The organism is Paenibacillus sp. NRS-1760 (assembly GCF_050467785.1).
Classification (GTDB): Bacteria; Bacillota; Bacilli; order Paenibacillales; family Paenibacillaceae; genus Pristimantibacillus.
This window is the reverse complement of the sequence record NZ_JBITPK010000014.1, coordinates 740,191-758,696: the sequence shown is the minus strand read 5'-3', so window position 1 is coordinate 758,696 and position 18,506 is coordinate 740,191. Positions and strand designations below refer to the sequence as shown.

17 protein-coding genes are annotated in these 18,506 nt (G+C 42.9%); 3 read left to right on the top strand and 14 right to left on the bottom strand.

From position 1 onward, the window contains the following. Positions 1 to 14 precede the first annotated feature (14 nt). The 5 genes from ACIFSR_RS22755 to ACIFSR_RS22735 form a co-directional block, all read right to left on the bottom strand. Complete coding sequence (locus ACIFSR_RS22755) at positions 15 to 1,346, bottom strand: ABC transporter substrate-binding protein (protein WP_339204361.1); 1,332 nt, start codon at positions 1,344 to 1,346, stop codon at positions 15 to 17. An 81-nt stretch (positions 1,347 to 1,427) separates the two neighbouring features. Then, complete coding sequence (bglS, locus tag ACIFSR_RS22750) at positions 1,428 to 2,645, bottom strand: beta-glucanase (protein WP_339204362.1); 1,218 nt, start codon at positions 2,643 to 2,645, stop codon at positions 1,428 to 1,430. 57 nt (positions 2,646 to 2,702) lie between these two features. Continuing rightward, entirely contained in the window at positions 2,703 to 3,878 is a 1,176-nt protein-coding gene (locus tag ACIFSR_RS22745) for a family 16 glycosylhydrolase (RefSeq protein WP_339204363.1), read from the bottom strand. A gap of 363 nt (positions 3,879 to 4,241) precedes the next feature. After that, positions 4,242 to 4,526 carry a hypothetical protein gene (locus ACIFSR_RS22740; protein ID WP_430060098.1) on the bottom strand — a complete coding sequence of 95 codons (285 nt, stop codon included), beginning with the start codon at positions 4,524 to 4,526 and terminating at the stop codon, positions 4,242 to 4,244. 166 nt (positions 4,527 to 4,692) lie between these two features. After that, on the bottom strand, positions 4,693 to 5,232 hold the full coding sequence (locus tag ACIFSR_RS22735; RefSeq protein ID WP_430060096.1) for an NADPH-dependent FMN reductase: 540 nt from the start codon (positions 5,230 to 5,232) through the stop codon (positions 4,693 to 4,695). 203 nt (positions 5,233 to 5,435) lie between these two features. Between ACIFSR_RS22735 and ACIFSR_RS22730 the strand changes: the two genes are divergently transcribed. Next, the gene (locus tag ACIFSR_RS22730; protein WP_339204366.1) at positions 5,436 to 6,434 is read left to right on the top strand and encodes an NAD(P)/FAD-dependent oxidoreductase; all 999 of its coding nucleotides are present in this window, start codon (positions 5,436 to 5,438) and stop codon (positions 6,432 to 6,434) included. A 39-nt stretch (positions 6,435 to 6,473) separates the two neighbouring features. On the opposite strand, the gene ACIFSR_RS22725 is transcribed toward ACIFSR_RS22730, so the two are convergent. Continuing rightward, on the bottom strand, positions 6,474 to 7,127 hold the full coding sequence (locus tag ACIFSR_RS22725; RefSeq protein ID WP_430060094.1) for a helix-turn-helix transcriptional regulator: 654 nt from the start codon (positions 7,125 to 7,127) through the stop codon (positions 6,474 to 6,476). A 235-nt stretch (positions 7,128 to 7,362) separates the two neighbouring features. On the opposite strand from ACIFSR_RS22725, the gene ACIFSR_RS22720 reads away from it, so the two are divergent. Together ACIFSR_RS22720 and ACIFSR_RS22715 are read left to right on the top strand one after the other, a co-directional pair. Next, positions 7,363 to 7,725, top strand: a complete 363-nt coding sequence (locus ACIFSR_RS22720) for a HesB/IscA family protein (RefSeq protein ID WP_430060092.1) — start codon at positions 7,363 to 7,365, stop codon at positions 7,723 to 7,725. A gap of 127 nt (positions 7,726 to 7,852) precedes the next feature. Beyond that, on the top strand, positions 7,853 to 8,467 hold the full coding sequence (locus ACIFSR_RS22715; RefSeq protein ID WP_430060090.1) for a superoxide dismutase: 615 nt from the start codon (positions 7,853 to 7,855) through the stop codon (positions 8,465 to 8,467). Positions 8,468 to 8,525: 58 nt separating this feature from the next. On the opposite strand, the gene ACIFSR_RS22710 is transcribed toward ACIFSR_RS22715, so the two are convergent. From ACIFSR_RS22710 to ACIFSR_RS22675, 8 genes are all read right to left on the bottom strand, one after another. Next, a complete protein-coding gene (locus ACIFSR_RS22710) occupies positions 8,526 to 9,299 on the bottom strand; it encodes a polysaccharide deacetylase family protein (RefSeq protein ID WP_256710856.1) in 774 nt (257 codons plus the stop codon). Positions 9,300 to 9,382: 83 nt separating this feature from the next. After that, complete coding sequence (locus ACIFSR_RS22705) at positions 9,383 to 10,084, bottom strand: YhcN/YlaJ family sporulation lipoprotein (protein WP_430060088.1); 702 nt, start codon at positions 10,082 to 10,084, stop codon at positions 9,383 to 9,385. Positions 10,085 to 10,171: 87 nt separating this feature from the next. Next, positions 10,172 to 11,008, bottom strand: coding sequence for a polysaccharide deacetylase family protein (locus tag ACIFSR_RS22700; protein WP_430060086.1), 837 nt, complete (start codon positions 11,006 to 11,008; stop codon positions 10,172 to 10,174). Between the two features lie 228 nt (positions 11,009 to 11,236). Further along, a complete protein-coding gene (locus tag ACIFSR_RS22695; protein WP_339204373.1) occupies positions 11,237 to 12,127 on the bottom strand; it encodes a transglutaminase family protein in 891 nt (296 codons plus the stop codon). Further along, positions 12,124 to 13,119, bottom strand: a complete 996-nt coding sequence (locus tag ACIFSR_RS22690; RefSeq protein WP_430060084.1) for an alpha-E domain-containing protein — start codon at positions 13,117 to 13,119, stop codon at positions 12,124 to 12,126. The genes ACIFSR_RS22695 and ACIFSR_RS22690 overlap by 4 nt, the downstream gene beginning before the upstream one ends. Positions 13,120 to 13,137: 18 nt before the next feature. Further along, positions 13,138 to 14,595 carry a circularly permuted type 2 ATP-grasp protein gene (locus tag ACIFSR_RS22685; RefSeq protein ID WP_339204375.1) on the bottom strand — a complete coding sequence of 486 codons (1,458 nt, stop codon included), beginning with the start codon at positions 14,593 to 14,595 and terminating at the stop codon, positions 13,138 to 13,140. A 224-nt stretch (positions 14,596 to 14,819) separates the two neighbouring features. Beyond that, complete coding sequence (locus ACIFSR_RS22680; protein WP_339204376.1) at positions 14,820 to 15,827, bottom strand: globin-coupled sensor protein; 1,008 nt, start codon at positions 15,825 to 15,827, stop codon at positions 14,820 to 14,822. A gap of 674 nt (positions 15,828 to 16,501) precedes the next feature. Continuing rightward, the gene (locus ACIFSR_RS22675; RefSeq protein WP_339204377.1) at positions 16,502 to 18,397 is read right to left on the bottom strand and encodes a PrkA family serine protein kinase; all 1,896 of its coding nucleotides are present in this window, start codon (positions 18,395 to 18,397) and stop codon (positions 16,502 to 16,504) included. Positions 18,398 to 18,506 lie beyond the last annotated feature (109 nt).

Genomic DNA, 18,506 nt, shown 5'->3' with positions numbered 1-18,506 from the left:
AGATTGCTAATGGCTTACTTTCTAGCCTTGGCTGCTGCTGCCTCAACCCGCTCCGTCCACTCTTCCGGTGTGATTTTGTTGATCGTTAAAGCTATCGTTGCATCACTCATCACCTTGAATACATCAGCATTAAACACAACTACAGGTGCGACAATCGTATTGTCGCTATTGTAATATTTCATAGCATTTTTGGCCGTATCTCCAGCATTGGAAGATTCCAAATCTACTTTCACGTTCATGAGAGCACCGGTTTTCTCCGCCCAGTTCAAAGACGCTTTTTTGGTGAAAATAAATTCGATGAACGCTTTGGCAGCTTCAGGATTTTTCGCTTTTTTGGCAATCGCCATCGTACTTGTGTACGGCAACGCTATGAATTTCCCGCCCTTCGCTTGGGTTATTGAAGGAACGAACCCATACTTAAAATCAGATGGCGCATCATTTTTCATTTCGCTTTCCAGCCATAGCCCATTCGGAATCATAGCAGCCTTGTGCTGTAGAAATTGCATCTGAGAATCTGTATGGTTAAGCGCAGGAGCACCTTTATCAATTAGACCCTTAGCGGAAATCTCGCTTAATTGACGAAGCGCTTTAAGAACGGGCTCGCTTTTGAAAATGCCTTCTTTCATGTCACCCATGTCTTTCAGAATTTGCCCATTATCTCCGTTCGCCGATATAATCGCTGGATATACGAAGCCGCCAAGAATGTAATCCGGATATACACCTGTATGAATATAAGGACTAATACCAGCAGCTTTTATTTTCTCACTTACCTCCAAGAAACGATCAAAGTCTGTAGGAACAGCCCATCCATTTTTCTCAAACAACGCTGCATCGTAGAATGTGCCATATGAGCCGAATACAAGCGGAATATTATAGGTTTTGCCGCCGTATTGCTCAGGGCTTGCGATCATAACATCAGTAATTTTCTCTCCGTCTACGTTGCTCGCTTCATGAATCCAATCCGATAGATCCAGAAGCTGGTCGTCTTCTACCATCTGCCTCGGATTTGATCCAGCTCCATCTATGTAAATGAGGTCCGGAGGATTGCCTTGAATCCATCTCGGTTTCATTTGATCGTTAATTTTGGGGCCAGCGGATTGCTTGATTTTCAGATCAGGATTTAGCTTCTGGAATTGATCAATAACATCAATCCACCAAGCATCCCCATAACCCCCGACAAAATATTGGATTTCAAACTCTCCCTTAAGTCCATTAGCCACTTCGGATGGCGTGTCAGAAGCTGCTGGCTTTTCCGCCTCAGCACTCCCATTACTTGAACCGCAAGCAGCAACGATAAATAAAATCATGATGAGCAGTGTTACAAATACCGGCCTTTTCATGTTCATAATAAATCTCTCCTTTTGTCATTACTCCCTTTTAAAAATGATCCCCCGCAACAGATTTCGTCACGGAGGATCATACTGCCATTAATTCAAATACAATCTATTTTGCGGGATGATTTGTTTCGCTTGAAGCGGACTCGACCAAGACAACTTAGCGATGGCGTCTTCCGTATTGTCGTAATATTCAAGCTTAATATCGTACTTCTGCCCCGCTGTTAATTGAATCGTTCCAGACCATTCCGTCGTCGCTTGATCCACCCACTTATTAATGATGAGCTGATTGTTCACCCATAGCCGAACCCCATCATCGCTGCTCGTATAAAAAGTATAGGTTCCTGTATATTGAGGCTTCACTTTGCCCGTCCATCTTACGGAGAAGGTATCTGCATCCATACTGGTCATAGGAGCCCCTAAACCCCAATCGAAGTTCACGGTTGCATCGGTTCTAGTCGCTTTTAACGAGGTGAAATCCATGTTGTTAAAGTAATTGGCAGTAAGCCCCGTTCCTTCTGCTTCTCCCGGAGGAAGCTCGCTTGCTGGCGTAAATTTAATCCAATCGTAATACGCCCGAATCGGCGTGCCTGGATAGACGAACGGCCCGGTCCAGACTTCAGCAGGTCCTGCGCCTGACCATAAATTGGCCATAATATGACCTGGACTTGTAGGAAGCGCGCCTCGCGAGCCGTTCTCTGTATGCACCAAATTACCATCAACAAACCATTTGATATACGTAGGAGACCATTCGAAGGCATAGTTATGGAAGGCCAAGGAAGAGTCGAATCCAAGATCAATAATCGTGCTATGCTGGCCTACACCGTTTGTGAAGTAGTTCGCTTCCAGCTTAGTCGTATCCTTGCCTAATATTTCAATGTCAATTTCATCGTTTGACGTGTTTGTCGCTTGACCCGAATACGTAAAGAGTGCTGTAACAAGCCCTGTACCCTTAGCCGCTTTAATGCGCGCTTCAACACGACCGTATCCATATTTCACATTCGTTGCATATTCGCCGGAAGCATAATTTTTGCCAGCGCAATTGGTAGGGCAGCCCGTATTGTCCAAACGAAGCGCCATAATTCCATTACTAAACTCTTGATTCGCTGCCCGCCAGCCAACGCCAAAGTCCACTCCGTTGCCCCAGCCATCCGACGTATAGAACAAATTATTGTTAATCCCATTCAACGGTTCATCAAACGCAATATCAGCAGCAGAAGTAACAGTCGGCATCATTAAAGAGAGAAGCAGCATACAGGATAAGAGCCATACCATCATTCTTTTTTTGCTATTGCTTGCCTTGTTCATCATTACACACCTCTTTCTCAGATTGGTATTGCGAAAAAAAGTGGTAAACAGGCTTTCAATTTACTCGTTTCCTCTGCTAATGCTTACTTTTCCATCCTTCCGAATGACGTCAGCACCGATCGCATCCGTTAAAACAAGCAGTGGTACGTAAGCATGGCCATTATTCAGAATGACTGGATTTTTCATCATTGTTTTTATCCCATTAATAAAAGCAACGTTCGAATTCACCTTAAAGACCATTTCGGATTTGGACAATTTGTCATTGACGATGATTTCTTGTTTAGCTGCATTCCATTTCACCGTTGCAAATAAACTTTCCATAACAAAACGAAGCGGTGCCATTTCTGTTTGTCCGATTTTGAATACTTTTAGTTCTCGTGCATCTTCAACTAGCAAATCTACTGATTTACCTTGTTTTACAGGTGTTGAAGGATCTACATTCGTTTCAGGCTGCTGCTTCGGCAGCGTATAAGCGATTCGATCCACCTCAGCGATCTGGGTTTTCCCTGGATACACATACTCGTTCGCCCAGCCATTGGTTTTGGTAGCCGGCCACATGTTCGCAATCATATAGCCAGGTGCTGAAGGGAGCTCTCCTCTCGAGCCGGTTTCCGTATGAACGAGCTTGCCATCTACATACCACTTGATTGAATCCGGCGCCCATTCAAAGGCGTAATCATGGAAATCATCCGCTGCATCAAACCCTAGAGGAATGATCGTCGAATGCATGCCAACACCTTTTGTAAAATAATTCGTTTCGAACTGCGTCGTGTTTTTACCTAAAATCTCAATATCGATCTCGTCAGCCTTACCGTCTGAATCAGCGCCATAGGTGAAAAAACCGGTTACGACTCCATCGCCTTTAACCGCTTTCATTCGAACCTCAAACTTACCGTATCCGTAGCGCTGTGTTGTAGAATATTCCCCTGAAGCATACGGTTTATCGGAGCATTGCGCTTTATCCTGTGCACACGGCTTGTCGTCAATCAACAATTTCAATTTCCCGTCTTCAAAAATGACATGATCATCTCTCCAGCCGCTCAGAAAGGTTCCGCCATTGGACCATCCGTTAGAAGCATACCAGCGATCCGAATCCTTCTGGTCCAGCAAATCTATAAATGTTTTACCTAAAGCTTCTGGTGCTTCAGCTTCCTCTGCCATAGCAGCAACCGGCATTGCGCAGAGCACAACAGCGATTATGAATGTTAGCAGCGTGGATTTAAGATTTTGTTTCACAAATGAGCCTCCCATAGTAAATTGTGCTTTTCTCCATTTTTAACCCATCCTAATTGCCGTTACCTGAGGCCCCACCTCCCAACGTAAAAGCTTAGTTTTACTTCGTTAAATAGATGAAAAACATTCTTTACATTCGTGTCATTCCCACAGCAAGCATTTTTCAATAATAAGTTCTTTACGGTTAAATTTTACAAATAAAAAATAGGCTTTTCTCCTCCTTAACGATTATAAAATGGCACTATCCAACTGTTATTTGGCACACGGCCAGATGAAGCGTAGTTTTTAGGCATAAAAAAAACCGTTCGAGCGCTGAGCTCGACGGTTTAATATGCATATAGACTTTTACTAAGAGAACAAAAGCATTCACTGCACACTTATTTCATTGCTGCTATCCTCTGCCTTCTTAATAGACAAAGCCATATAAATAGCAACAGCATAAAATATTATTCCTATAATCATGAACAAAATGCTGATAACATGAGGCGCTGTCATCATCGTCTCATCCATAGCTATTGCGAATTTACCGGGCGGATCACTCCATCCCGTCATTTTTCCAGCAAAATTAGCAATGGCTAGAAAGACAATACCAAATAGTAGAGTTCCAGATAGAAGGAATGTGGATCCCGCAATTAAACATACTTTTTTCATATATGATAACCTCCCGATCTGTTATGAAAAAAAGGAGAACCGCTCCAATCAAGCGAAGATCAGAATCAGATCTATTTTCATGTTACCATATATCGGAAGTTTATCCAAAGAACATTGATCATACCGATTATGATTTATTCTTTTATAACAACGAGCTATTCTTTGCTTAACCTTTTAGCCTAGTCTGCATAAATACAACTTCATCAGCTAATTTCTCGATACGCGCAATGATGCCCTCATTTGCAATTTGCTGCTGCTCATCAAAATGTTCATCATGGATATAAACATGGCCCGGTGCTACATAAGCTCTAAAATAACCAGCTATCGGCTTCAGCTGATTTTCAACTACGAGGTAATGATGACTGGTTCCTCCAGTAGCGATAAATCCCATTACTTTATTCGATATTTTGGGTACGGGAACGAGATCAAATAGATTTTTTAATACGCCGGTAATCGAAGACTGAAAAATCGGTGTGCCGATAATATAGAAATCAGCAGCTGCTATCATCTCAATTACCTTTTGTGTATCTTCATTGTAGTCGGATATATTGCTTCCGTCGCAAAATTGTACGTTTTTGTAATGCCGCATATCCAGAAAATCCACTTCAATATCCGGATATTTGTTCCGGACAACGTCTAAGCTCGCATCTACAGCCGCAGCTGTTTTTGATCCCAAAATAGTACCTGAAATGCCCAATAATTTCATCCATTTTCACGCTCCCGCAATTTTATACTGTTTTTTATTCCGTTTTCGATTAAATACTTTTTAAACTATAATGTATATTATATTGAGGTCATTTGTTCTTTGTCAATGACCATATCCACAGCGTTGACATGATCTAACAGATAAGATACATTTATTATATATTTTAATATACTATATATAAATAAAAAGGGAGAGAACCTTTCGTGAGCAATGAACAACCAGATCTATTTACAGATATAACGATTATTGGCGGCGGTCCAACAGGGATGTTCGCTGCGTTTTATGCTGGGATGCGGCATGCAAGCGTGAAAATTTTGGACAGTATGCCTCAGCTCGGCGGGCAGTTGGCCGCTCTATACCCTGAGAAATATATATATGATGTTGCTGGATTCCCTAAGGTGACGGCTCAGCAGCTTATTCATAATTTACAAGAACAAATGAATCATTTCCCTGTGCAGGTTTGCCTGGAAGAGAAGGTTCAGCAGGTGATTAAGAAGGACGAGCATCATTTTGAAATCATCACCGATAAAGGAATACACTATAGTAAATCTGTCATTATTACCGGCGGCATAGGCGCATTTGAGCCGCGTCGATTAGAGCTTCCAGAAGCCAAACCTTTCGAGAACACAAACTTGCAGTATTTTATAAGTGACTTGAATCAGTATAGCGGCAAAAGGGTGATCATTAACGGAGGCGGAGATTCCGCGGTCGACTGGGCGCTTATGCTTGAACCGATTGCTGAAGAGGTTACGCTCATTCATAGGCGGGACAAGTTCCGCGCTCACGAGCACAGCGTCGAAAATCTTCTAAAATCAAAAGTGAATGTCATTACACCAGCGGAGATTACAGAGCTGCATGGGGATGAACAGATCGAGAAAATAACGATTACGTTTGGCAAAACAGGAGAAACACGCGAACTCGCATGCGACGCGCTCATCGTTAATTTTGGTTTTGTTTCCTCGCTTGGTCCCATTTTGGAATGGGGATTAGAGGTGGAGAACGGCTCTATCGTCGTTGATACTCGAATGGAAACGAATATTAAAGGGATCTTTGCAGCTGGAGACATTACAAGCTATCCCGGCAAAATAAAGCTTATTGCAGTTGGTTTCGGAGAAGCTCCTACTGCCATTAATAACGCTAAGGTTTATTTGGACCCTACCGCTAAACTCTCGCCCGGCCACAGCAGTAATCTGAAGCTTTAACTACAGAAAAAACAAGAACAGTGAGATATAAATGCTACCTCACTGTTCTTGTTTTTGTCTTTTTTTTATGGAATAGGTACATCTTTGTCCACCCTTGGCAAGACACTCGGATCTCGAAACCTCTACATCGCCCAGCATCGTTTCAAACAGCTTCAATTCACATTGGCAGGCATGCTGATATTTGGTCGCTACTTGCTCAATTGGGCAATTATTTTCTTTCAAAATAAATTGTTCATTGTTGATCTTTTCCCATTCCACCATATATCCATTCTCGTTCTGAATTTCTGCGAGTGCCTTCACTCTATCCTCAAGCTCTTTGCTTTGCATGCTCGATTCGTATGTTTTAGTCATTTTGTTTTTGCGGCCTTCAAATAACGACTCTACCGCCGACGAGCCAAGCTGATCGGTAAGCTCATCCAATAATTCAAGCGTTAAGGTATGATATTTGCGCGGGAAAAATCCGTCTGCATGCTCCGTTAAACAATAAACCGCTGTTGGTCTGCCCATCGCTTGTCTGATGGTTTTGGATGAGATAAGATTATCTCTCTCCAGCGATTGAATATGACGTCTAACGGCCATTACCGTAATTCCCAGCTCTTCCGTAAGATCCTTTGTACTTAAATTACCCTTCGTCTTCAGCAGCTGAAGAATATATTCTCTCGTAGAAAGCTGTCCTTGATCTATGTTGGTCATTCCTAATCACCTTCCGATAATTGTCATATGAAATATTTCATGTCTGAAATGAATACTGCAATAATAACATTTTCTAAAATCAATGTCTCCACTCTGCAATAATTCATCCTGCTATTCATCTTCATTTATCGGAATGGATCATCAAAATTAGATTTGATCTTTTATATACTATTATATATAATAAATTTAATAATTCAACTCCATCCTTTTTTCCAATTCTAAGCGAGGTGTATACATGATGATAGAAATAAGCGAAAAAGCAGAGTCCATTATTAATCAGATGGTTATCGATTCAGGAAATGATCGTACGTTTTTGCGAGTAGGCGTTGAAGATGGCGGCTGCAGCGGATTATCCTATAACATCAAATTAGATGATACCATTACTAATGATGACCACTCCTTGCAAACGGATCATATCAACGTGGTGTGGAACACACAGAGCGAGCCTTATTTGGCGGGGGTGAAAATTGATTATGTGGAGCAAGGCATGACTGGCGGCTTCACGATTGATAATCCCAATGCTAGAGCAACCTGCGGCTGCGGAGCTAGCTTTCGTACGGCGACCTTCAAAGGCAAACGCGAAAAATGCGATGAATAACCCTCTCCTCCCATTCGGAACGAGGCATTTTTTTATCACACTTATTATACATTTATATTGACTAAGTATGAAATATCAATTAAGCTGTAAGTATAACTTACCAAATCAACTTATGGAGGAATGAACCATGTCACATCAATTACCTGAACTGCCTTATGCAAACAATGCTTTGGAACCGCATATCGACGAGCAAACGATGATGATTCATCATGACCGCCATCATAATACGTATGTAACAAACTTAAACTCCGCTTTGGCGAACTATCCTGAGCTTCAGCAAAAAAGCTTAAATGAGCTGCTTCAAGATTTAAAAAGCGTCCCTTTAGATATTCGGACAGCCGTACAGAACAATGGAGGCGGACACGCCAACCACTCTTTATTTTGGGAATCGATTGGACCTGATGGCGGAGGATTGCCTGCTGGTCATTTGGCAGATGCTATCGATAAAGAATTAGGCGGCTTCGACTCGTTTAAGGAGCAGTTTACGAAAGCAGCTACAACTCGTTTCGGCAGCGGGTGGGCGTGGTTAAGCGTAGATCATAAAGGCCATTTGTTCGTTTCGAGCACGCCTAATCAAGATAGTCCGCTTATGGATAATCTGACTCCTATTTTAGGACTTGATGTATGGGAGCATGCTTATTATCTGAACTACCAAAACAAACGCCCTGATTATATTTCAGCATTCTGGAATATCGTGTTATGGGATGTTGTAGCAAAACGATACGAAGCGGCTATAAAATAAGATGACAACGAATTATAAAAAGCTAGGCTGCTGCATGGCAACCTAGCTTTTGTCATGCTTATGGCGACTCCAAAATGCTGCCGTCACTGCCGTCGTCAACCTTTGATTCTACGCTTGTCATTGATTTCATTAACTCCGTTACGGTCACGAATTGAAAACCCCGTTTATCCAGCTCGTACAGTATCGTCTCCAAAGCTTTGACTGTCTGCTGAGAACCAGGAATGTAATCATGCAGCAATACAATGTCTCCGTTTCTTGCGTTATTCAAAACTTTGTTTACAATTTTGTTCACGCCAGGGCTTCGCCAATCATTTGTATCTTGATGCCATGACCACAAAATCGTTGTGTAACCTAATGTTTTCGCAACCTGAATTGAATTTTCATTATAATAGCCTCCGGGCGGGCGAAATAAAAGCGGCTTTTTCCCCGTTAAGGCTTCTAACGCATTTTCAGTTTTTACAATCTCATCTCGAATAGTCGCTTGGCTTATCGATTTCAAGAAGTAAACATGATTAAACGTATGATTAGCTACCTCATGTCCTTCTGCAATTTCTCGCTTAATTGTTTCCGGGTAAAGCTTTACCTTGTTGCCCAGTACAAAAAACGTTGCTTTAGCATTGTATTTCTGCAACAAATCGAGAATAACTTCCGTTGTTTTCGGATATGGCCCATCGTCAAAGGTCAAAGCAATTTTCTTATCCTCCGTAGGAACCTCCCACACAATTTCCCCCCGCTTCTCATAAAAAAAACGGTCCTTTTTAATTGGTGCTGAGAAACCTACCAAAAAAACGAACATGAGCAGCAATAGCAGGCCACGCTTACTAATGGACAACGGTTTTCCTCCTAGCGGCTTATCGATATGTATGATTAGATGGATTCGGCAGCTCCATAAGGAGCTGCCGATATCAAGTCTTATTAACGTAGAGGAGCGGTTATTGCATTGCCAATATCGCGAATCATGATGGTCACGTCATTCGCTAACGTCTTCAATGGATGACCATTAGTCATGCTCGTGTTCATCGTTTGTATTTTCTTATGCATACCTTGATCGGATGTCACATGAATGTTGTACTCAGGGTATTGCCCTTTTAAGGCAGCATGCACTTGTTTCTCAATAATGGCTTTTTTGCCGATGTTATCAACATCTAGGCCTACGATTGCATCTTTATTATGAATGACGACTGTTGCTTTTTTCACACCGCTAACTTGCTTAGCACGGTTAGCTAATTGACCAGCGCTTTTATTATGATCCATTCCGAGGCGATGTACCGTTCCATCGGTGCCATTCATACGATTTGTGCCATTGAGACTGTTGGTTCCATTCATTCCATCACCGTCAATACCATAGGTGCGATTAGCACTATAAGGATTGGCGCTGTATGAATTGTTATTATTCACTAAAGGATCGACACCATATGCTCTATTATCCAAATTGTTATATCTTCTATCCGTCATATTAGTGCCGTGAGGAACCATTTTTGATTCAATACGATTCATGTCGTTTTTAGCTCTCATCGATTTTTGGTTCACCGTATGGTTTTGACCACATGCCGATATCGAAAATCCAATAGCAAGCACCATAACTGAAGTAAGAACCGGTTTTAAATGTTTTTTCACTACATAACACCTCCTGTTTGATGATAATAAGTTGTGCTAAATGTGATCATTCATACATGGAAAAAATAATTTAAGCAGCTACGGCATTTAAGATAACCTTTTTATTCGTTTATAAAGCACCTCAGGCGTAATATCGGGACTGCCGGCATTAATTCGCGGTATTTCCAATTTATTAATTCCTCTTTTGACCAAAGCAGGTTTTGTTGTATAGCCATAACTAACGCCTGCCCCCAGCATCGTTGGGAACAAAGTCTTAGAATAGATGCCAAAAGGATAGCTGATCGAATCCGAATTTTTCACTCCTGCTTTTTTCAGAAGGCTTATGCATGCTGCAGTGTCCTGCTTGACGCGTGATTTATGAAGCTCCAGTGCATTTTTCCCGCCAACTTTTTTATTTACATAAGTTAATGCGCTTTTCTCGCCAACCTTCTGATGCAATTGATTGGTATGGCATTGAAAATCGATACTTGTTGATTTGGCCATCATTTGTTTTAATTGCGCGTAAGACAAATGCGGTATCGTCTTAGATGGCTTCTCTAAATAGCTTGTAATCGTAAAATTAACTGCTGGAATGGATAATTCTTTTAGGATCGGATAAGCCACTTTGTAAAAACTTTCATATCCGTCATCAAACGTGATCAATACGGCATTGCTCGGTACGGCGCCGCCAGCCAAAAAATGACGAAAGTCCTCCAGTCTAATGAACTGGTAGCCCTTGCTCCTTAAATAAATTAGCTGATCCCGAAAGAGCATCGACGAAATCGTCGAAGAGCTTGAATCTTTATCATGAACATGATGATACATTAGAACAGCGACTTTATCCTTATACACACCAGATGAGCTTTTTGCCGAAACAGAGGAGGAACTTATAAGTATTAGAAAAACCAGACTCAGCATGAAGGTCATTCGAAAAATGATGTTCATTTTTTCGATTTGCTCCTTTCTAATGAACTCTATATCCTCTGGAGGGTCGTAGTCATAAGGTCTGCAAAGCACCAGTAATCATACATGGTAAAAGTAGCTTCCATTCCTTAAAATAACAGGCTTCCATTCCTCCCAAGCAGGGATGGTTTTTTTGCACGCAAAAAAGGAACAGTATCCGCATTCTACATAAGCGGTTAACTGTTCCCTCTACATTTGAATTTCCATCGTTTAATCCTCAACATTTCTTACATCTACAGATACATGCAATATTTGCTCACCCGTGCCTCTATATACACCTTTAACCGGAACAATATCTTTATAATCCCGCCCGTGCCCAAGCTTTACATAACGCTCTCCAACAGGATCAACGTTAGTTGGATCAAAGCTGCACCAGCCGAGTCCGGGTACAAACGCTTCAACCCAAGCATGCGAAGCTTGCTCGAAATCAGCGCTTCCTCCCTGCAAATCACCAACAAAGTGATAGCCGCTTACGTATCTGGCTGGGATGCCAAAAGCTCGGCAGCTTGCGATCATTAAATGCGCAAAATCTTGACATACGCCGCGTTTGCTCAAAAACATTTCCGATGTTTTCGTCTTTACATCTGTCGCTTCAGGATCATAAATGAACTCGCTCCTAATTTTTGTAGACAGCGCGCTTAGCCAATCGAGAACGCTGGCTTGACTGCTTGAGCTTGTGCTCAAAATTTCACCAGCAAATTGTTCTACCTCAGACGTAACAGCTGTATATTCGGTCGTAAGCAAAAACTCGGTGAAACGGTTGGCAGCTTCATCTGTTCTTAACCAGTTCCATGCCTGCTCTGGTGGTCGCTTGCTTAAGTATTGTTCACGTTCCTCCGACGTTGGCGCCTGCTTCGTAACAACGGTCATAGATGTTCGAATGGTAAGCCGCTTATGGGGACCATTAACCGAGAACGCATGAACACGATTGCCAAAATAGTCCTCATAGGTGAACAAAGAGGCATTCGGTTCAATTGAAATCGCTTGCTGGTAACAGGACTGTCTTTCATTAGTGCTGGGCGTTAGTCTAATTTCATTGACACTGTCCGTCACTGACTCTGCATACTCGTACTGCGTGACATGTGAAATACTGAGCTTCATGCGCTTGCCTCCCCCATACGAAAAAAGGTTTTGGCAAAAGCCATCCCAAGCTGCTGACAAGCATCCAGCAAATGAGCAACGATCGTTCCATTCCGATCAATGACCATATCCTCTCGCTCAAGACACGCCAAATCCGCTTTCACCTTGCTTACTTGGCGGATGACTTTCTCATGTGCGGTGCGAAGCTGTTTATCCTGCAGTTCAATATGCCGCATATGTTCATCGAGGGTATGCAGTGCAAAATGAAGAGACCGCGGAAACACGCCATTAAGAACTACAAATTCAACGATCGATTCCACAGAAATGCCATCAGCATAATAACGACGAAACGCTTGATAGCCGCTAACCGAGCGCAGTACGGCCTGCAAATAAGGATATGCCCTTGCATTGTCCCAATCCTCGCCGCTAGCTGCGTTGCCCACTGCCTTAATGATGCGCAGCGTATTCTCAGAGCGCTCCAAGTATCGCCCGCATTCAATGAAATGCCATTCATTTTCCCTTGGCATGACGGATTGGCTGACCCCTTGAAAAAGCGCCGTCCATTCCTTGATTCTTCCGAAAAACAAATGTGGAGATTCACGCAGCAAATCATCCGGCTGCTTCTCCCGCAGCCACAAATAAAAAGCATTTGTTGCATCCCACATTTCACTTGGCACCTTCTCGCGCAATGTACGAAGATTGCCGCGAGCATGACTGACGCAGGAAACCAAAGAGTTTGGATTATCACGATCAAGCGTCGTGTAGAACAGAACATCACGTTCATTGTAGCTGCTATATTGCTGTTCATAAGCTTCTCGGCTGCCAAGAGCATCGACGATTCTTGCCCATTTCGAATAATACACCATCTCATCGCCCTCCAGCTTTCCTTTTAGGCTTGGCGTGTCGTCGTCAACCTGCAGGTGGTAATGAACATCAATTAATCTAGCATGATTCTCAGCACGCTCCATGTAGCGCCCTATCCAAAACAACGCTTCTGCATTCCGGTTCAGCATAGCAATCCCTCCTGTTAATTATCGTTTTAGGACCCACGTATCCTTGACTCCGCCGCCCTGAGAAGAGTTGACCACAAGTGAACCTTCCTTCATCGCAACACGTGTTAAACCGCCCGGAATGACATGAGTCTCTTCACCCATCAAAGCAAATGCGCGCAAATCAATATGCCGGGGCGTCATGCCGCCATTCACCATAACCGGCGCTCGCGAGAGCTTCATCGTCGTCTGGGCGATATATCGCTCAGGTTCCCGCTTAATAGCTTCAGCAAATGCATGAATCTCGGGCAGGGAAGCGCTTGGACCAATCAACATGCCATAGCCTCCCGAAAGCGATGTCTCCTTCACAACGAGCTGATCCAAGTGTTCCAGCACGTAATCACGTTCCTCCTTGCGCGTTAAAATGTACGTTGGAACGTTATGCAAAAGAGGCTCTTCTCCCAAATAGTAACGAATCATGTCTGGAACATACGCATAAACGGCTTTATCGTCCGCCACGCCTGTTCCTGGCGCATTGGCGATCGCTACATTTCCGGCACGATAAGCGTTCATGAGTCCAGGTACACCAAGGAAGGAATCCGGCTGAAAGGCAAGCGGATCAAGAAAATCATCATCGATGCGTCGATAAATAACATCCACTTGACGAAGTCCGCGCAAATCACGCAAATAAATTTTGTGGTCTTTGTATACGAGGTCCCTGCCTTCAACGAGGTGAATGCCCATCTGCTGCGCCAAAAAGGTATGTTCATAATAAGCTGAATTATAAGCACCAGGAGTGAGCAGCACGATCAAGGGGTCACGCTTGCCGCTTGGAGAAAGCGCGCGAAGTGAGCTTAGAAAACAATTTAAGCTGCGGTCAATACTTTGTACTGAGCTTGATAAATACAAATCATGAAATAGCTCATTCATTAACGTTCTGCCTTTAAACAAATAAGAAAAGCCTGATGGAGATCGCAAATTATCCTCCAGCACATAATATCGGCCCTTCTCATCACGAATCAAATCAATGCCTGATGCTGTAATATATACACCGCCTGGAACATGTAGACCAGCCATTTCAGGCCGAAAATAAGTATTTGAAACAATCATTTTACGAGGAATGATACCGTCTGCTACAATTTTTTGTCCGTGATATACATCATGAAGGAATGCATTCAAAGCTTTGATTCGCTGCCTTACTCCTCGGTCAACGCCATCCCATTCATGCTTCGGTATGACGCGAGGGATATAATCGAACGGAATCGTTCGCTCAAGCGGCTCATTTTGCGCACCGCTGTACAGCGTGAAGGTAATTCCCTCCTCCATCATTCTTTGATTAATCGCGTTTTGCCGGACTGCAAGCTCAGTTGGATTCATTCTTCCGAATAATCGATGAACGCTTTCGTAGTGGTCACGAACTGAAAAGTCCTTATCGAACATTTCATCGTAAAAGGTCTGAGCATCGTAATATTGCGATTGCGACTGTTTGGCCGTCGACATGACAACCGCCTCCTTCATGATGGCCGCTATACCAGTTTGGTACTAGCTAGGTGAAAAATCGATCAAATTTGTTGATTTAACGTTAAAAAACTTAACATTAAATCCATATTTGTATCGGAATGTTAGGATAATCATACTAAATTCTGAATATTGTGTCAACTTATATAACACGAAAGCAGGAACCCTCAAGTGAGAGAATTCCTGCTTTTTCTGAGCTGCATTTCCTATTCGGATTGGTTTAATTGCTGTAAATCCTTTGTAACTTTATCAACCATATTAACGAATGAAGCCAGTTCTTGGGATCGAGCTGCTTGATTACGGGCCTCAACCGAGGTTTGCTCCGATTCAAGGCGCACTGCGGATAGCTTCTTATCGATTTCCTCAAGCTTTGACTGTATCCCTTCAAGTGCGTTTCTTGATGAAGCGGCCAGCTTGCGCACTTCATTCGCAACAACCTCGAAGCCTCTCCCATTTTCGCCAGCTCTCGCAGCTTCTATCGCAGCATTAAGACCTAACAAATGCGTCTGATCCGATATGCCTCGAATCAAAGTTCCCATTTCGTTAATGCCTTCAAGCTCTTCACGAAGCTCACCTAATAGTGTATGCGTCTTATCCTGAGATTGCGAAGTCGAAATCGCAGTTGCCGCTATCGATTGTGCACCCTCGTCCAATTCAAACATAAGTGAAGCAAGCTCCTGCACAGCACTCGTAACAGTCGTCAGCATGATGGAACGATTGTCCGCCAGCTCTTGAATCTTTTTCTGTTCATGCTGATTGTAAGCTTCAAGCACGAATTGCGAGTCCAGATTGAACAATTTCGTCAAAGCATGCACAACATCCTTCCAGCGTTCAGGAAGAACTCTTTTCAGTACGTTTGTCGATATGTCCAGATAAGTCATATATGTACCCAAATACCAGTCCGTCGTCAGTCCAATTCGGGAATGGACAGCGCCTATTTTTATGCGGTTATCAATGTAAGCTTGGTCGATTACCCCCTCGGTAAGCGACATGTAATACCATATCTGCGTTTCCTTCAAACGTTCAATGGTGCTTACATTAGAAATAATAGCTACAAGCTCCGGCTGCTGGCCTATAGTTTCATAAAACCGGTCGACCACTTCATGGACAATATTTTGAAAAATGGGCTTGCATTCCGCTAAAATCTTGAGATCCTGCTCCGTAATACCCGTGTATTCAATCTGCTTCTTGCGCTCTGCTGATAAATTAATCAAAATAGCCCGACTCCTTCGGTATATAGTAGACCACTATTACCTATTATATCGGAAAATATTCAAGAAACAGTATGATCATCTCAAATTCTTTTTAAACCTTGAGGAAGAAAAGAAATGGGGCTGTCTCGTAAAGCAATTTCCGAATCATTCAGCCTCCACTTTTCACGTAGTATGCTAGCAAAAAAAAGAACCTTCAGATTCACTTTCATAGTTGTTTTGAAGATTCTTTTGCGCATACTATAGGATTCTCTCACACAGGTTTATCCTTTTTGGATATCCCCTTTTCTAATCCGGCAAGTATGCGCTTCAACATTGTTCTTAATTATTTTCTATACTGCATATTCGCAGGATAGCGGCATCTTTCTCATACTTACGTGTAGCTATACTGTATTTCCTACAGTGTAAGCACTCATTAAATGCAAAAATGGCAGATCATATTGCAAATTATTGCATAAATACAACATAAGTATCTAACACAGCTAAAATGGGTGAAATTCCTGCAATTTTGCAGGATAGCTGGATGTTGATCGCGGAGAATGGTGTTCGAGACTTATCAAAATAGCATCAAAACAAAGAAATATGGTTTTACAAATGAATAAGGGGCGTCCCTAAGTCATTTATGACTTTTGAGACACCCACTTCACTAATACTCAGACCGTTTATTTATCGATTATTTATCGATTAAGCAGGCTTCCTACATAACGGAGCAATTCATTTGAACATACCGAGCAGTAGCTATGCTCATCCATAAGACGTTTCGTTACTTCATTAATTCGCTTCAATTGACTCTCATCCGGTGTTTTTGTAGACGTCGTTATTTTCACAATATCCTTCAGATCAGCGAACAGCTTCTTCTCGACGGCTTCGCGCAACCGCTCATGACTCGTGAAATCAAACTTTTTCCCTTTCCGCGAATAAGACGAGATTCGAATCAAAATCTCTTCGCGGAACGCTTTTTTCGCATTTTCGGAGACGCCAATTTGCTCCTCGATGGAACGCATGAGGCGCTCATCCGGATCCATCTCTTCGCCTGTCAGCGGATCTTTAATTTTTGCCCAGTTGCAATACGATTCAATATTATCCAAGTAATTTTCAAATAAAGTGCGGGCAGATTCTTCATAGGAATATACGAATGCCTTCTGAATTTCTTTTTTCGCGAGCAGATCGTATTCCTTGCGGGCCACCGAGATGAAATTCAAGTAGCGCTCACGCTCATCCTTCGTAATGGATGGATGGTGATCCAATCCTTCCTTAAGCGCACGCAAAACATCAAGCGCATTAATACATTGTGTATCCTGCTTAATAAGCGCGCTGGAAATTCGGTTAATGACGTAGCGCGGATCAATACCTGTCATGCCTTCCTCTAAGTATTCGTTTTGCATTTCCTTCAAATCTGCTTCCTTGAACCCTTCTACTTCCTCGCCGTCGTACATCCGCATTTTCTTCACAAGATCCATGCCTTGCTTCTTCGTTTCCTTCAGCCTCGTTAAGATGGAGAAGATGGCAGCAGCACGCAGCGCATGCGGTGCGATATGGATATGGCGCATATCGCTTTGTGCGATTAGCTTCTTATAAATTTTTTCTTCGTCGGACACTCGCAAATTGTAAGGGACCGGCATAACGATCATCCTGGAATGCAAGGCCTCATTTTTCTTATTGCTTATGAACGATTTGTACTCCGATTCATTCGTATGAGCAATAATAAGCTCATCCGCGCTGATCAAAGCGAATCGGCCTGCTTTAAAGTTGCCTTCCTGCGTCAGTGAGAGCAAGTTCCATAAAAACTTCTCATCACACTTGAGCATTTCTTGAAATTCCATCAATCCGCGATTTGCCTTATTAAGCTCACCGTCAAAACGATAGGCACGAGGATCGGATTCAGATCCATACTCCGTTATCGTCGAGAAATCGATGCTTCCTGTAAGATCGGCGATATCTTGTGACTTCGGATCGGATGGGCTGAATGTGCCAATACCAACTCGGTTATCCTCAGAAATAAACACCCGCTCAACGAGTACGTTTTCAATATCGCCGCTGTATTCCGTCGTAAGCCTCATTTGGCATGAAGGGCATAGATTCCCTTCAATTCGAACACTGAGCTCTTTTTCAATATCAAGCCGAAGCTCATGGGGAATAAGATGAAGCGGATCCTCATGCATCGGGCAGCCTTTAATCGCATAAACGGCTCCACGCTCAGTTCTGGAAAATTTCTCAAGACCTTTTTTGAGCATCGTAACGATCGTGGACTTTCCTCCGCTGACCGGACCCATTAACAATAGAATCCGTTTACGAACCTCCAGCCTGCGAGCTGATGAATGGAAATATTCTTCAACCAGCTTCTCCACCGCACGATCCAGCCCAAAAATTTCTTGATCAAAAAATTTATACTGCTTGTTGCCGCCAACATCTTCCACCCCATGAGATTCAATCATTTCATAAACGCGAGAATGTGCTGTCATGGCCGGGGACGGGTCCTTCCTTAACAAATCAACGTAATCCTTGAATGTTCCTGTCCAAGCAAGTTTCTCGCTCTCAGCCTGATACTCCGATATTCGCTTGAAAATGTCCATACCGTGCCTCCTCCCATCGCTTCCGCATTCCACTTATCATTCTACGCCCGGGATTTGTCTCTAGACGCTCTATCGAGTGGTGCCAACTTTTATTGAGGTATTACATTCC